Here is a 16,825-nt window from a genome sequence, read left to right as displayed (position 1 = left end):
AATTTTTTGCAATATTTACTGATAATAAAAGCTGTCTCTAAAAACTGCAGTTTTTTGAGGCTCCCTAAAATAATTACATTGCCGAGGACGGTTGCCTGAAATGAGACACGATGTCTGTGCCTTCCTTTTAAAACATAATTTTGTTCGCCGTATTGATATAAATGCGGTTGTCGCATCGCTTTTGTACGATATGGATAACGGTATTAAAGGCCTGCCTTCCGATTTGGCCATGCTTAAAACGTGGTGTGTTCCGCCTGAAAAACATATAAAAAACGAGAGTACGATAGTCATAGACGCCGGCGGAACGAATTTTCGCTCGGGTCTTGTAGTCTTTGACACTGAAGGAAATCCTTCCGTTTGCGAATTTGAAAAAACGGCCATGCCGGGCGTCGGCCAAATGCTCGGCAGGGCGGAATTTTTTGACAGAATGGCTGAAAACCTCGATCACGTTAAAAATAAGGCGGATAAGATAGGTTTTTGCTTTTCTTATCCGATAGAGATAACGCCTGACGGCGACGGAATTCTTTTAAACTTTTCAAAAGAAATAAATGCGCCTGAAGTAGTCGGTTCCGCCGTCGGAAAAGAACTGTGCGCCGCCCTTGTAAAAAGAGGCTGGAAACGGCCGAAAAAAATCACGCTTCTAAACGATACCGTAGCCGCTCTTTTAGGCGGAGCCGCCTTGGCCGATAAAGGAAAATCGTATTCTTCATACGTAGGTTTTATTTTGGGAACCGGAATGAACAGCGCGTATATACAGCCTGAAACGGCTTTGGACGGCGGCAAAAAATTTATAAAACAGATCGTCGTGTGCGAATCCGGCGGGTTCGCAAAGATTTACCTGTCCGATTTTGACAAGGCGCTTGACAAAAAAACCATACGTCCCGGCTCGTTCTTGCTTGAAAAACAGTGCTCGGGAGCATACCTGGGCTCTCTTGCCCTTGAAGTTATAAGATGCGCCGCCGAAGAAAATCTTTTTTCGCCTTCCGTGTGTAAAGAAATTTCGGCTTTCAAAGATCTTTCGCTTATCGAAGTGGACTCTTTTTTGCATTCGCCTCATTCTAAAAATCATAAGATAGGCGCTTTATGCGCGCTCTCCTGTGATAAAGACCTTGAAATTTTATACGAGCTTTTGGATTCCGTAGTAGAGCGCTCGGCAAGATATGCGGCGGCTCTGCTTTGCGCGGCTGTTATACAAAGCGGCGAAGGCAAGGATCCGTCGCGTCCGGTTTGCATTATGTGCAACGGAACGACTTTTCATAAAACCCATAAGGTGTCTTCAAGATGCGCCGCCTACCTTGAAGAGTTTTTATTTTATCAGCGCGGTCTGTCCTACGAACTTGTTTCCAAAGAAAACGACATAACGTACGGCTCTGCAGTCGCGGGGCTTACCGATCGCATAGTGTAGCATGATAAATGCGCCGTTTTCGGGAATTCGAGCTGTAAATGTGGCAAATGAGTAAAAAAATATTCTGCGCTGTAATTGTTTTTTGCCTTATTTCGCCTATCTTCGCCGGCGGCGTGATGAGCGGACAACGCAATAAGCGCACGGTTGCGACTAAGTATTTTGAAATAATCTACGCTTCAGGATCCGAAAAAACAGCTTCGTTAGTCGCTTCAAACATAGATGCGATCTATGAATCCATATGCGCTGAATTTTATGAAACTCCGTGGATGAGGCGCTTTCCCGTCACAATAACGAATTCCGTTGACGATCTAAACGCTTATTACACTCCTTATCCGTATAACAGGATAGTTTTATACGATACTTTGCCTAGTGAAGAATTTTCGGTTTTTTCAAACACGGCGCTCAGCGTTTTGTATCACGAACTTGTTCATGCCGTTACGTTCAATATGAAAAACAAGGGATTTAAGATCTTAGGCAAAATTTTCGGCGATGCCTTAAATCCCGCTTTTGTGAACGTCCCTGCGTCGGTTTCGGAAGGCGCGGCCGTTTTAATGGAAAGCCTTGCAGACCAAAGCCTGTCGGATAAAAAATCCATGGGCGAAAACATTTCTGCTGGTGGCGGGGGATCGGCCGAAAAACTTTCCGCCGGAGGCGTGGACAAGAAGCGTAACGTAAAGGCTGAAAGTCCCGAAGGCCGAACGGCAAAAAGCGAAAGAGCCGGAGGGCGGATGAATTCTCCTTTCAGTACTCACGTAGTGCGGCAGGCAAAGATCGACGGTAAATTTCCTGGTTGGCGTGAAATCACAGGAGCCAGAGATATTTTCCCCGTAGGTGAAATGCCCTATATTTTCGGCGGAATGTTTTACACCTATGTGAGGCAGACCTTCGGCGACAAAAAATACGCCGAGTTTTGGCGAAAGCTTGTAAACGGGTTCGATCTGAAATTTTACGAAGGAATGTTCAAAAAAGTTTTCGGCGCTCCGTTGGATAATGTCTGGCGCGATTGGTACGAATCTATTGAAATTCCCGCTGATCTTACAGGCGAGGGTAAGGATACGGCGGAGAGCGTTTCCGGCTCGGATGCTTCAGAAAAGAAAGGAGGCGGCGTTACGTTTTACGGAGAGCGAGCTTCTGAATCCCAACTTTTTACATCGCTTACGAGCAGCGTTCTTTCCGCAGGCAGAAGGATCGCGTGGATAGACTCCTCTACCGATTCGGTTTGGATAAAGCATTTTAACGAAGAAGGCGAACCTAAAAAACTTTTTACCCTGCCGGGAATTTCCCGCATAAAATTTTCTTCCGACGGAAGATACCTTGCCGTGAGCCGAACTAATCCTGCGGACGGCAAAAACTACTCTGGCATTTACGACGTAAAGACAAAAAAACTAAAGTTCGCACGGCAGTCAGGCCTTCGTGACGCCGCCGTAATATGCGGTGCGGATGGAGAGAAATACTTTTCCGCCGTTTACGTAAAATCTCAGCGATCTCAGATACGGCTTTATAAAATAAAGGAATCCTCCGTTAAGACGGAAATTTCAAGCGACGTGTTTATGTACGTGGATTTTGACCGTGTGTCGCGATTGCCGCTTTCCCTAACACCTCTTGCCGTGCCTGCGCAGGCAACGTTGTCGCAAGCACCGCACACTGCGTTGTCGCACCCGCTCGCCATGCAGATGCCGGCTTCGACACAGGCGCAGCCGCTCGGCACGACGCGATTGCCGCTTATAACTTTGTCGCCTGCCGCACAAGTGTCGCCCGCGGCGCTTCCGCTCACAACGCCGCAGCCAACGCCGCCCTCGCAGACGCCTCAAAGCGGCCGAAGAACAAATGATGTTTTACAGGATCAAGCCGACGATACGCTTATGCCGTTCAGTTTGACGGACGCCGGCAACGGAATGCTTTCTTGGATCGTAAAAGACGGAATGAAAAACAAAATCAGTCTATGCGAAATAAATACAAAAAATATCCGCACATACGAATTGCCTAAGGAACCGGGCGGCGTGAGCATAAAATTTCTTTCGGGGATAGTGCCCGACGGATTTCTTGCAGGGCAGAAGGGAGTTTTGCTTGTGTTTTCATATACGGTCGAAAATTCCTTGCCGCGCCTAGGCTATTTTGCGCTCGATCTCGATAAAAAAAACACGGCGAATAAGAAAGGAAATGCTTTTTGGTTCTTTCAAAAACGCGACGTTTCAGGCGGAGTGTATTACCCTGTGGCAAAGCCCCTTTCTCAGGGCGTCAAATTCCCCGATTCGCTTTATATCGCACGGTTTTTTGATTCAAAAAAGATCCGCTCTTTTTCAGGCGACGACGTGGAATTCGAGCGTTTTTTAGCTGAAGAGGAAAAGCCTTCGGTGCTGCCGGCGGAGCAAACCATTGCAGAAGATTCGAAGGATTTTACGCATGGAAAAGCCGCCGCATCTGAAATTGAAAGTCCCGGCATTCAGGGAGCAAAGCCCTATTTTCCGTTTAAATACTTTGCGGACGGACTTTTTCTTCCGATAAGCGTCTTGCCTTTTTATGACGCCGCTTTGAATGAAACCGCCGGCGCTCCGCTCGGGCTTTTATGGATTACGTCGGATCCGTGGATGGGAACCATGTTAAGCTTTACCGGCGGTTACGACATTGCCGAAAAATTGGGCGGCATCGGAGCGGCGGTTTCAGGCGGAACTTCTACCGGCGCTTTTAAATACGAGATTTCATCTTCTGCGGTCTTTGACGATGCGGGACTTTTTCAAACTGCAGGAAAGCTGGCTTTGACGTCTTCAATACCGGCGGGCGCTCTATTCGATGTTGTTTTTTACGATACTGCCGCCGCAATGAAGGGACATTCTTTTGACGCCGACAGCGGCAAAAACAATTCGCTTGATTGGTTTTCGGCGAATAATCTTTCTGAAATAATGTTTTCTACCGTGCGCAAAACCGGCAGGTCTTATTATTCAGCGGGCGGACTTTTTGCCGGTCCCACCTTAAAAAACGAATATTATAACTGCGCCGATCTTGACTTCAATTCATATTATGCAAATTTAGGCTTTAAAATAGGATATAAACTGCCTTACATATTGCCGTTTTTGAATTTAAGGCCGGACGGAAACGGCGCAACGCTGAATGTTCCTCACTCCGCATCAGTCTCGTTCCTTCCTTCGGCGGGAACTTTCGCTTCTCTTACGGCAGATCTGGTTTTATTCTCATATGAAGTTCAGCGCGGTTTTTCAATGCTCTTGCCTTTTTACATGCAGCGTTTTTCATTTGTCGGGTCGTATAACGGAAAATGCAAGTATCGCGATTACGGATCTTGGGACATAAAGAGAGCCGCAGAGCTTACACGAAATTGTTTTGACGGCGGTGCGGATTACTACGACCGCGCGGGGCTCGCTTTGGATCTTTACTTTGCCTTTAATTCGGGAAGTTTTACTCAGGTTCCGATCCGCATGAGATTTTTAGGCGAATATGCGATCAGAAAAGAAGCTGAGGAAAACAGGTTTGCCTTTGGGATACGAACAAAGATTTTAATGTAGATTTGCGGTGCAAAATTTTTACAAAATTTTACAAAATTGACATTTTGCAGTTTATGTGAGATTATTTTAAATTGAAGTGGCTAAATAAAATACGTAAACGAGGTGCATATGTCTGACTTGAATAATGAAATCGTAAAAAATAAAACGGGCTTTTTTTCGTCGATACGCACGAAATTGGTCGTTGCCGTTATGCTCATCGTGAGCGTTCTTGTTTTATGCGCATGCCTGATAGTCGGCTATTCAATACGCAATATGACTATGAAGCAATACGCGCAGTTTATGGATCAGGAGCTTTCGCTGATCGAACAGGATGTGCATACGTTTACGCGCAATAACATGCGCATGGTGCAGATGCTTGCGACCGACAGCTTGGTAATGTCCGTCGACGACACTTTAAACAATTATTCCGTTGCAAAATCAGATATCGCTGTTAAAGACACAAAGATGAGCAGAACGGAACAGGCCTTGGTGAATCTGTTTAAGCATGTTCAGGATCAATGGAGCGAATTTGCCGAAGTGTATATAGGAACCGAATGGGGCGGTTATGCGACTTCTTTCGACGGCGTTATGAAAGCCGGCTACGATCCCAGAAAACGCGGATGGTACCTTCAAGCTTCCGCGGCCGACGGAAAAACGATAATGACGCCCGCCTATGCGTCTACAGTCGGAGAGGCCGTGGTATGCTTTTCTCAAAAAGTTTTTTCACAAAGCGGGAATTTTATAGGATGCATGAGCATTGAAGTGGGGCTTGGAAATCTCACTTCTTTTATAGAAAACATAAAAGTGGGCAAGGGCGGTTATGTGATGCTTGTGCAAAACGACGGTACTATTTTAACCGATCCCAAGCATAAGGAATTGAATTTTAAAAAACTTTCCGAAAGCGGAATACCTGCCTTTGGAGAACTTAACGACATTCAGTCCGGTGAAACGGAAGTGTCGTTTGACGGGAAAAAGTGGCAGACGCAGGTTGTTTCTATGGACGGGCTCGGCTGGAAGCTCATTGCATTTGTAGAACTCGAAGAGATATTGGCGCCGGTGTATAATTTTGTGCGCAATGTGATCTTTATCGGCGCCGGAATGTGCATAGTGTTTTTCGTGCTTATATTTTTGCTTTCGGGCAGATTGCTTGTTTTCTTCGGCAGATTGCAGAATTTGTTTTCCAAAATCGCTTCCGGCGACATCACCGGCAGAATTGCGGTTAAGGGCAAAGACGAAGTCAGTTTGCTTTTGCAGTATTTTAACCGGACAATGGACAACGTAGCCCATATGATCCGCACTCTTATGACCGAATCCGAAACCATGCAGGAAGTGGGCGAAAGCCTGTCGGCCAATATGTCTCAGAGCGCAAGCGCGATAAATGAGATCACGTCGAATATCGAAGGCGTAAAGCAGCAGGTTCAGACACAGGCCGCAAGCGTAACCGAAACTTCTTCTACTATAGAATCCATAATCCGCATAATAAAAAATGTGGATTCGAGCGTGGACGCGCAGGTAAAATGCGTCGAAACATCTTCTGCCGCAGTAGAGCAGATGATTGCCAACATAAATTCCATAGGAAAGGTTTTTGAAGAGAACAACGCAACTATTCAGGATTTGTATAAACAGTCTCTCGAAGGAAAAGAGGGCGCAATGAAAGCCAACAGCATAGTTTCAAAGGTTGTGGAACAGTCCGCATTGCTTGCCGAAGCCAGTGAAGTGATACAGCGCATCGCCAGCCAGACAAACCTGCTCGCGATGAACGCCGCTATCGAAGCCGCTCACGCGGGCGAATCGGGTAAGGGCTTTGCCGTCGTCGCAGATGAAATTCGAAAGCTCGCCGAAGAGTCCAACAGGCAGGGAAAACACATAGAAACGGTTTTGAATGAAACCGCCGAAATAGTCGAGCAGCTCACCGTTTCCGGCCATGGCGCGGAAAAAGCCTTTACCGCGGTGTACGATTTGGCCGAAAAGGTTGCGGAGCAGGAACAGTCCGTCGTGCAGGCTATGAAAGAACAGCAGAATGCCAGCGCCGACGTTTTGCAGGCTATGAAGGAAATAAACGAAGTTACGATGACGGTAAGAGACGGTTCTTCGGAAATCGTTACCGGCGGAGAAGAAATATCCAAGGAAATGCATCGGCTTAACGATCTTACCCGCATGATAACCGACAGTATGGATGAAATGGCCATAGGCACCGTCCAAATAAACGACGCCGTTCAGGATGTTCACATGGTCACTAAGAAAAACAAAGACAGCATTGAAAATCTTATCATTGAAATAAATAAATTCAAAGTTTGATTTTTAACGTAAGCTCGGATTTAAGGGAAATTATAAGCGCCGGTTATGGAATCCTTTGTTTTTTCGATGAATGCGGTTTTGCCGCTCGTGTGCCTTACCGCTTTAGGGTATGCGTTGCGGCAAAGCAATTTTTTTAACGATGATTTTATAAAAGCGGGCAATAAATTCGTATTTTCAGTATGCCTTCCGTGCTTGATGTTCGTAAATATTTATAACATTAAAAAAATGAGTTCCTCTTACTATAAGGTGATGCTCTTTGCGTCGGTTTCCATGCTTGCCCTTATCGCGATCGGAACCTTGTTTTGCGTGTTTTTTGTGCGGGATCCCAAGCAAAAAGGCGTCATGGCCCAGGCCTTTTTCCGCTCCAATTTTGCGATCATAGGAATTCCGCTTGCCCGTTCTATTTTCGGCGACGAAGGCGGGGCTATGGGAGCTGTGATCCTTGCTTGCTCCATTCCGCTTTTCAACATTTCTTCAGTGTTTTTGCTTACCGTCTTTTTAAAAGAAGGTCAAAAAAGAATTTCCGTAAGATCGATTCTTTATAAAATACTGAAAAATCCGCTCATAGACGGAATCTTTTTCGGCGGACTCATGGTAGCGCTAAGACCGTATGTGAACGGATGGACGCTTAAAGACGGAGAAATCCGTTTTGTATATAGGGTCATAGAAGAGCTTGCAAAGGCGGCTTCCCCGTTTTCTCTTGTGATTTTGGGCGGCCAATTTCAAATTTCGGCCGTAAAAAGGCTTTTTTCAAAGATCGCATTCGCGGTTTTTGTGCGCCTTGTTGCGGTTCCGGTTGCGGGGCTTTTTGCGGCTCATCTTATCTTTACGGATTTTAAAGGCCCTGAATATGCAGCGCTGCTCGCGCTTTTCGGCAGTCCGATTGCGGTTGCAAGCGCCATAATGGCCAATCAGATGAATAACGACGGGGAACTGGCAGGCCAAATTCTTGTTTGGACTACGTTTTTTTCAGGGCTCACGCTTTTTTGCTTTATAAGCTTTTTCCGATTTAAAGGAATTTTTTAAAACACGAAAAAACGCGCACGGCTTCGGCATTGATACGGCAAACACGATCCGCTCGGACGGGCGCCGCGCCAGCACAAAGCAATCATGGCGCCGCTTTTGCAGTTTTCCATACAGGCGCGCAGATCAGCTGAATTCCCCGCATATGTTTTTTACTTCTTCAAAGAGTTCCCGCATCGCTTTTTCCGTAGTGGAAAAGCCGAAGCTGAAACGGACGGCGGATTCTCTTTCTTCCGCGCTAACGTGCATCGCTTCCAATACGGGACGCGATCGCTTTTTTGCCGAACACGCGCTGCCCGTAGAAATGTAAAATCCCTTTGCGCCGAGAGCTCTCACCATCACCTGTCCGGGAATCCCTTTAAATGCCGCCTGTAATATCCACGGAGAAAAATTCTTTTCATTTTGCGCTTCTTGTCTGGAATGTGGCAGTATCATACAGTTTTTCAGCGTCAAAAGATTTTGAATCAGGGCTCTTGTCCGTTTTATTTGGACTTCGAGCCGTTCTTGCGTTTTCGGGTTTTTATCGGAAATACAGTAGCGTTCAAGACAATCCGCCGCAGCTTTTGCCCCGAATAGGTTTTCCGTGCCGGGACGGATATTTTTTTCTTGTCCGCCTCCGCGCAAAAAAGGCGTAAATTCGCTTGCCGAATACAGTATTCCTATTCCTCTGGGGCCGCAGATTTTATGAGCGCTGAAAGCTGCGCTGTCTATACCGCCGCCCAAAGGCGGAAGCCGGATCTTGCATGCGGCTTGCACGCAGTCGACGTGGAATTTGGGGCGGCGTTTCCCCTTGTAAAATTCTGAAAGTTTTTGAGCGATTTCAACGACCGGCTGCACGGCTCCCGTTTCGTTGTTTACCGCCATCACGCAAACCAAAACCGTGTCGTCGGTAAGGCAGCTTTCAACCGCTTCAGGAGTGATTATCCCGTTTGAATCCGCAGGGATCGTTATAATCTTCCAACCGAGGTTTTTGAGCGCGGAAGCCTGCTCGCGGACGGCGGGGTGTTCCAGGGCGCTTATCAAAATCGTCGCCGGTGCCGGGCGGGTCAGCATGGAAAGCATGGGTATGTGATTGCCTTCCGTTCCTCCTGAAGTAAAATAAAGCGAAGAAGGCGGTACTTCCAAAGCCGCCGCGGCCTTTTCTCTTGCGGCATTTAAAAAAAAGTTTGCCTGAGTTCCTGCCGGATGAACGCTCGAAGGATTTCCCCAAATGCGAATGGATTCTTCCAGAGCGTTTTTAACTATGTCTTCATCGGCAGGAGATGTGGCGGCCCAATCAAAATAATGCGATATTTCAGGTCTGCTCATGTTTTAATCCGTATTTGCGTATTTTTTTCATTTGCCGGACGACAGAACTTTTAGAATGTCGCCGTCTTGAACTTCCGTAATTACGGTATCCGCTATGCCCCTTTGCAGTATGAGGCGCACGCTGCTTGAATCGTTTTTTTTGTCGTTTTTCATTGCGTCTATCAGTTTTTGTGCGGGATCCTGTAAGTTTTTAACGGAACTGTGTAAGGCCGAAGTTTCCCAGCCGAAAGAACTTAACAGTTCGAGTATTTCGTCTTTATATGCAGAAGTGCAGAGCTTTAGATTACAGCTCAAACACGCGGCTCTGCCGATTCCCCACGCTACGGCGTCGCCGTGCGTAACTTTTCCCAATCCGGCGACGGTTTCAAGCGCGTGTCCGAACGTATGCCCGAAATTCAGCTGCATACGGACGTTTTTTTCCGTAAAGTCGCTCTCTACGACGGAAGCCTTTGCCTTTACGCATTCCGTGATGATCGTAAAAAGCACGTCTTCTTTACGGCTTAGAATGTCGCTCTTGCTTTTTTTTATGAGTTCGTACATTGAAGGGGAGTATAAAAGCGCCGTCTTTAGAGCCTCTGCGAAGCCCGACCGAAATTCGTTTGGGCTCAAGGTTTGTACAAAATGCGGAAAAACGTAAAGAGTTTTTGCAGGATAAAAGGAACCGATCATGTTTTTATAGTTTTCAAAGTCGCAGCCTGTCTTTCCGCCGACGGCGGCGTCTACCATCGCCAAAAGCGTAGTCGGAACGAATTCTACGACCGCTCCGCGTTTAAAAAGGGATGCGGCTAAGGCCGTTACATCGGTTATGACGCCGCCGCCTATCCCGACAAAAACGTCGTGTCTTACAAACCTGTGATCAAGCGCCGTCTTTATTATCTTAAGCACGCTTTCCATCGTTTTGTATTTTTCTCCGGCCTCCAGAACTAAAAGAACGTCGCCTCCGGAAGTGCCGTTTTTAAATGAGTTTATAAAAGGAAGAACGTTTTTTAGAGATGAAACGGTTTTGTCCGTTACGAATATGCGTCGGCGTTCGACAAGGCTTTCGCCGCGGGATTCGTCCATTTTTTCGCCGTTGAGCCGCTTTTTGAAAAGCGATGCAAGATCCGCTTGTCCTTCGTAAAATTTGATTGTCATTTTATCGGTTCCGGGATTTATCGCAGGATATTTTATTGTAAATTCTGACAGCATGTGTGAAAGTTTAATATGTTTTATCGTCCATTGCAACAAACTCGTCCATCACGTTTTGGACGCGCTCCAGTTCTCTGTCAAGGATTTTAGAATAATCGAGTTCGCCGGTTCCTATGCGCTCCCTTTCGTCTTCCCAGTTTTGAAGGTCGGCTATGAACATAAAGTTAAAGCTTGCGCCGTTCGCTTTTTCAGCCCAAAGTTTTGCTTCCTGCCAGTAATATTTTCCGGCAGCGTAACAGGATTTCGCCTTGTCCAAATCGTTAAGATATTCTTCTTTCCACGGCGCGTCGTAAAAATATGCGACTTTTTTGTCGTAAATTCTTCCGAGCCTTAAATGCTGTTCTATGAGTTTGAGATTTAAATGCATCATGTAAAGATAACGGTATTTTTCCCATTCTTTTTTGTTTGTGATCTTTGCGTCGGCGTATTGCGGGTTTGCGAAGTCCGCCTGAACGGCTTTTTCAAGCCAGTAGATGTTTTCGATACAGTCGTCTGGATCCTGGCGGTAATGTATGTGGTAAAGCCTGTAAAAGTCTTCTTTGTATTTGACCATGTAGGCTGAAAGCTGCGCGGCATTCAAAATGTAAAAAAAAGCTGCGAGCGCTGCGATTTTAAAAAAACGCGGCAGCGATTTATTTAAAAAAAAAGTATGGAATTTCACTCTTTAAATATCGGAAGATCTTTGACGTAACTCCAGATTATTTCGGCCGTTTTTTCAACTGAGTCTTCGGCATTCAAACGGACGATTTTCATGCGTCCGTTTTTACCGCATTCGCCTTTTTTTTCGTAAAAGGACACAGTTTTTTTGTATGCCGCCGCCGTCTTTTCAAGATATTCGCGTTTTTCGTATATTTCCGTAAAATTCCGGTTTTTTATGCGTTTTAACGCGACGTCCGGTGGGATTTCAAAAAAGAAAAGTATTTGTGGAAGCGGAAAATCTTCATTCAGTTTATAAGGAAGTTCCCAGCCGCAGCTTACAGACTGATAGGCGAGGCTTGAAAACGTATATCTGTCGCTTATCGCAATTTTGCCTTGCGCGATCTGTTCTCGAATTCCTTTAGCGCCGTTTATGTGCTCGTTTCTGTCTGCGGCAAATAGAAACGCGGCTGTGCGCGGTTCCACCGTGAGTTCGCCCTTGAGTACGCGGCGCAAAAAAACGCCTGTCGGCGACGACGTGGGTTCCGCAGTTATAAAAAATTTTTCACGCTCAGGCCTTTCCGATAAAATTTTAAGCTGCGTGGACGTTCCGGAACCGTCAATGCCCTCTAATGCTATAAAATTTTTTAATACCATAAAATATACCTGTTTTTTTTTCGACAATATAATAAAATAAGAAAATCCGTATAGTTTATGAAAGGGCATGTTTTAAAAACCGGCGCCGGCGGTACGATTTTTATTTTTCTCATATTTGCGGCTTTCGCAGCGATCCGTCCTTCTTTTGTAAGGCTGTCGGAATGGAGCCGTAACTATGTTGTAAAAACCTTTGCAGGATTGGAAAAAACTACCGGCCTTAAATTTTCGTATGCGTCTCTTTCGCCTTCCATTTTATCAGCAATAAGGATAAAAGGTATAGTAGTTTCGGATCCTGAAAATAAAAATAAACTTTTATCGGTAAAAAAAGCCGTTTTATCTTATGATATAAGAAAGCTGCTCACCGGAAGATACGAACAAGCTCTTACCGGCCTTGTGATAAACGGGCTGACGCTTGAATACAATGCCGTTACGGACGCGAAAGCAATCGAAAGACTCCGTGCGCTTTTTGCAGGCAAAAGCAATGTGCGCGATCCGCTTTTTACAGGCGGCGCCTATGATTCGGGCGTGAGCGAACCTTCCGGTGCGACGCCAAATCCCGCCGGCGCGCGGAAAACCGCCGATGCAACAAATTCCGCCGACACCCTAAACCCCGCCGCGCGGAAAACAGCATCCGAAGTCATATCCGAAATTTTAAACCTGCCTTATGAAAAATTTACGGCTTTTTTACCGGCCTCCGTGCGCGTAAGAAACATTTCGCTTCATTACGCCGGCGCCGGAATAGATATTTTATGCCGTTTAAAAAAACTTCAGTTTTCAAGACCGAAGGGCAGCGCGCCTTTGACGCTTGACGCAGAAGGCTTTTCCGACGCAAAAATACCCGGCAGACAAAGTCTTTCGTTCGGCTTTGCCGCGCACGCAGTTTTTCCTGCGGATTTAAAAAATATTACTACAAACTTATATCTGTCGAACATTTCAAACAAGGATTTCAGGATAAATTCCATTAATTTACTGTGCGAATATGCAGGCGACGAAAAGATTTATATAAAGACGCTGCGAAATGCTTTTCCGTTTACGGCGGAAGCTGCGGCCGATATGAAAAAAAAGGAAATTACATTTTCGTTTTCATGTAAAAATCTTATGCCTTTTCAGCTTGTATATTTTTCAGGCAGGGCTAAGGAATTGCGGAAACTGCTGGGATTGTCTGCCGACCTTGACCTAAGCGGTTCCTATCTCATCGACACAAAAAAAATTTCATACGCTTCCGGTGGAAAATTAAATTTTCCGCATCAATTCATATCAGGCGGATTGACGGCCTCCTATTCCGTTTCGGGAGATAACGAAGGCTTTTCGATTCCTTTTTTGGATTTGAACGGACGCGATTACGACGTTTCCTACTCAGGCGAGTATTCGGTAAAAAATTCGAATTTGTCCGGTTCCGCGCAAATTCGAAAAATTCGGCTTTCAAACGGGGGAATAATTTCTTCCGAGCTTTATTTCGATCCTTTGCCTAAGGGATTTATGGTCTTTGCGCCTCAGTTATTTTTGGGTGAAAAAGCCTTTACGGCCTTGCAGCTTTCCATTATCCCGCGGGAAGACGATTCGCTTGACTTTAATTTTGAAGCTTCGGATTATTCTCACACCGAAGCGGAAGAGCCGGGAATTTTGCGTTTTGACGGAAGTTATCTGCCCGGAAACCGTTATGTGCAGACGAGCCTCACGGCCCAAAACTTATACATGGACAGCATTGTAAACGCGGTCGCGTTTGTCCTTCCCTCTCAGAAATCCGAAACGCTTAAAAACTACGCTGGTGCCGCGGCTCCTTATATATTCAGCGGAGAAACCTATCTTTCGTACGATTTTGAAACATTTTCTTTTAACGTTCCGTATTCGATCATTGCAAACACTCAAAAAGACCGGCAATTGCTGATCTTTTCATTAAACGGCAACAACGATTCGCTTCAAATTTCAAGGTTCGACGTTTTGTACGGCGAGCGGACTTTTAATATGACCGCGCTGGCGGAATTTTCAGGTTCGGCTGACGAAGCGTTTTTTTCAAGCGATATGATGTATAACGGTATTCCCTATCGCGTGAACGGAACCGCTTCTTCTTCTTGGATAGATATTACGGGCGATTACGGCTTTCAGTCCATAATATCATTGAACAGAACTCCTTCGAATATTTTTGAACCGTATTTGAGCGGCACCTTGCATTTTGAAAATTTGCCTTTTTCCACAAAAAAATACGTGTTTACTTCTTCCTGCGATTCAAGTTTTTCCGTTTCCGATGCGGAAGGATTTTCGGCAGTAATATCGCGTTTTGAAATGCAGGAACCGTCTGGGCGTCTTAAATCTTCCCCAAAACTGAGCATGAACGGAAATATCTCAAGATACGGCTTTATAATGGAATTGTTTGCTATTTCCGACGCGTCTTCGATTCTAAGCGGAAACGGAAGCGTCTTGTGGAACGTGAATAACGGAATTCTTGATTCATTGACCTTAAAGCTTGACGCCGATTCCGCCTTAACCGGTGAAAATTGGAATTTTTCCGCCGATATTACAAATCCGCTGAGACGAAGTTTTTCTTTTGAAACGTTAAAAAAAGATTGTTTTTTTTCGGCGCAGTTTGACGTAAAGAATTTTCCCGCCTACAGATTGTTCGAAAATCAAGGGCAAACGGACACGGTTTCTTTTTTACTTTCAGGCAGCGGCACGTTGGAAAATCCATACCTGCAGCTTGACATAGGCACGTCGTCAGTTTCTTTGCTGGGCTCTCCGGTGCTTTTTAACGGGAAAGCGGTGCTGGAAGATAAAAATTTTACATTGTCCGGCGCCGACATAAACTGGATTATGCTTCATTTCGGCAATATGAACATGCAGTATTCGCTTGAAAGCGGCTCGGGTTCGATAAATACCGATTTTGAAGCGAAAGTCGTTGAAAAATCCATAACAACCGCCCTTGAAATGAAAATCGATAATATTTCGCCGGCGGGAAAAAGCTTAAGTTTTACGGGTTCCGATTCTCCGGGCAGCGTTTCTCCGGCAGGCGGTATTCCCGCGGCCGACGTCGCTTCTTCTGCTGCCGGGTCTTCTTCAGCAGCCGGTGTTTCTTCGACCGGACCAGGCAGCGCTTCCTCAGAGCGCGGCAATTCGGCCGTTCCCAAGTCTTATATACTCACTGTTTCAGCTGAAAAAGTAGAAGGGACTATTTTTACGTCGCCGTTTGCCGCAGGACTTTCCGTTTTGAGAACGCCCGGAAGATACGACGTTTATTCTTCAGGCGACATTAAGATTTCAGGCTATGTTTTGGACGACGGCAGCGTTAATTTTGAAACTGGAGAAGGCTTTCCTATAAGGTCATTTATAAGCGGCTACGTGCATTCGGACGGAATGTCCATCGCGATAGATAAAATTTATGCGGATTTAAAGGACTTCGCGCCGCTTTTAACTTATCCTTTTATTGCGGTTCACAACGGAATAGTCGAGGGATATTGCCGGATGGAAGGACTTGCGTCGGATCCCGCTTTCAGCGGCAGTCTCACCATCACCGATCCCGAAATAAATCTTCCGATCATAATACCTGAGCACCTTTACGGTGAAAAAATGTTCCTTACGATAGAGAACAGCGAAATGACAATGCCCGATACGCTGTTTAAGATACGCGGAAACACCGTCACTACGAGCCTTGATTTGAGCTTCGACCGTTGGAATTTTGACGGCCTTTCGATCGACGTAAGAACGGCGCCCGACGTATTCGTTCCTGCGGATTTGAATTTGGGAGACATACGCATAACGGGAAAGGGAAGTCCCGATCTGCATATTTCAGTTTCAAAGACACAGACGGACGTTACTGGTTCCATATATGCAAAGGAGACGAGCGTCAACATTGCCGCAAAAGCCCTTGCCTCCGCAGCTCAGTCGATCGCCACTGGAGGAAACATAGCTTTTTCTCAGGAATTAATGCTTAATTATACGCTCACCGTTTCTCTTGACATCATGATGGGGCAAAGCGTTCAAGTTCTCATAGATCCCCTTGTCCGCGGCGTAGCAGCCCCCGGCACTCCGCTGCATTTTACTTTCGACAGTTCCGAAAACAGGATAGCCCTTGACAGCGACATAAGTTTTCGCGGAGGAGAACTCATTTACCTTAACCGCAATTTTTACATGCGTGAAGGACGCATAGTTTTTACCGACAGGCAGGAACTGTTTATGGATCCTGTGATAACCATACGCGCCGAAACCCGCGAACGCGACGACGACGGAAACCAGGTTACGATTACGCTTTCCGCGAACAATCAGCTTTTAAGCATGTTTTCGCCCAGATTTTCCGCGACGCCCGCCAAGTCCGAAAAAGAAATTATGGAATTGTTGGGGCAAATAATTACGGCCGATTCGAGCGACGCGGCGAGCCTCTTAGTGGCAACCGGCGATTACGCGTTACAGGTTACCGTAATGCGTAAAATAGAGAGCGCATTGCGTGATTTGCTTAATTTTGATATATTTTCGATACGGACAATGATCCTTCAAAATGCGATGAAGCAGGGACTGAACCTTAATATTGACAACGGAAGGGTAACGGCCGGTAACTTTTTTGATAATTCGACTGTTTATATGGGTAAGTACTTCGGCCGTGAATTGTATGCGGACGCTTTGCTTCACTGGACTTACGACGAAGACCGCATAGACGACAATAATACGGTCGGAGGTCTTGTGTTCCAGCCGGAATTCGGTTTGGAAATGTCAAGTCCTTTCGTGAACATACGGTGGGGAATCGCACCGGATATAGACGCGATCAAAGAAAATCGATGGATTCCTACTACATCAGTTTCATTGTCATGGAAATTTAATTTCTAAA

Annotated in this window: 9 protein-coding genes; 5 read left to right on the top strand and 4 right to left on the bottom strand. The window is 45.9% G+C overall.

The annotated features are described in order from the left end of the window. The first annotated feature begins 100 nt into the window (after positions 1 to 100). From HRI96_RS07765 to HRI96_RS07750, 4 genes are all read left to right on the top strand, one after another. On the top strand, positions 101 to 1,405 hold the full coding sequence (locus HRI96_RS07765; protein ID WP_210116816.1) for a hexokinase family protein: 1,305 nt from the start codon (positions 101 to 103) through the stop codon (positions 1,403 to 1,405). 116 nt (positions 1,406 to 1,521) lie between these two features. Further along, positions 1,522 to 4,923, top strand: a complete 3,402-nt coding sequence (locus tag HRI96_RS07760; RefSeq protein ID WP_210116815.1) for a hypothetical protein — start codon at positions 1,522 to 1,524, stop codon at positions 4,921 to 4,923. Positions 4,924 to 5,031: 108 nt separating this feature from the next. Beyond that, positions 5,032 to 7,200: a methyl-accepting chemotaxis protein gene (locus tag HRI96_RS07755; RefSeq protein WP_256729184.1), complete on the top strand. Its 2,169-nt coding sequence runs from the start codon at positions 5,032 to 5,034 to the stop codon at positions 7,198 to 7,200. A 45-nt stretch (positions 7,201 to 7,245) separates the two neighbouring features. After that, the gene (locus HRI96_RS07750; protein ID WP_210116814.1) at positions 7,246 to 8,226 is read left to right on the top strand and encodes an AEC family transporter; all 981 of its coding nucleotides are present in this window, start codon (positions 7,246 to 7,248) and stop codon (positions 8,224 to 8,226) included. A 123-nt stretch (positions 8,227 to 8,349) separates the two neighbouring features. Here HRI96_RS07750 and HRI96_RS07745 read toward each other — a convergent pair whose 3' ends face one another. Genes HRI96_RS07745 through tmk form a run of 4 tightly spaced genes read right to left on the bottom strand, consistent with a single transcriptional unit; the run spans position 8,350 to position 12,012 of the window. Then, complete coding sequence (locus tag HRI96_RS07745; protein WP_210116813.1) at positions 8,350 to 9,531, bottom strand: cysteine desulfurase family protein; 1,182 nt, start codon at positions 9,529 to 9,531, stop codon at positions 8,350 to 8,352. A 27-nt stretch (positions 9,532 to 9,558) separates the two neighbouring features. Beyond that, positions 9,559 to 10,719, bottom strand: coding sequence for a 3-dehydroquinate synthase (locus tag HRI96_RS07740; RefSeq protein WP_210116812.1), 1,161 nt, complete (start codon positions 10,717 to 10,719; stop codon positions 9,559 to 9,561). A gap of 10 nt (positions 10,720 to 10,729) precedes the next feature. Beyond that, positions 10,730 to 11,347 (bottom strand): hypothetical protein, encoded by a 618-nt coding sequence (locus HRI96_RS07735; RefSeq protein WP_210118661.1) that lies wholly within the window; start codon positions 11,345 to 11,347, stop codon positions 10,730 to 10,732. Positions 11,348 to 11,376: 29 nt separating this feature from the next. Continuing rightward, on the bottom strand, positions 11,377 to 12,012 hold the full coding sequence (gene tmk / locus HRI96_RS07730; protein ID WP_210116811.1) for a dTMP kinase: 636 nt from the start codon (positions 12,010 to 12,012) through the stop codon (positions 11,377 to 11,379). Between the two features lie 57 nt (positions 12,013 to 12,069). Here tmk and HRI96_RS07725 point away from each other — a divergent pair, with 57 nt between their 5' ends. After that, positions 12,070 to 16,824: a translocation/assembly module TamB domain-containing protein gene (locus HRI96_RS07725; protein ID WP_210116810.1), complete on the top strand. Its 4,755-nt coding sequence runs from the start codon at positions 12,070 to 12,072 to the stop codon at positions 16,822 to 16,824. Position 16,825 lies beyond the last annotated feature (1 nt).

The sequence above is a fragment of the Treponema parvum genome, assembly GCF_017893945.1.
Taxonomy (GTDB): Bacteria; Spirochaetota; Spirochaetia; order Treponematales; family Treponemataceae; genus Treponema_D; species Treponema_D parvum_A.
This window is presented reverse-complemented; position numbering and strand designations above follow the sequence as displayed.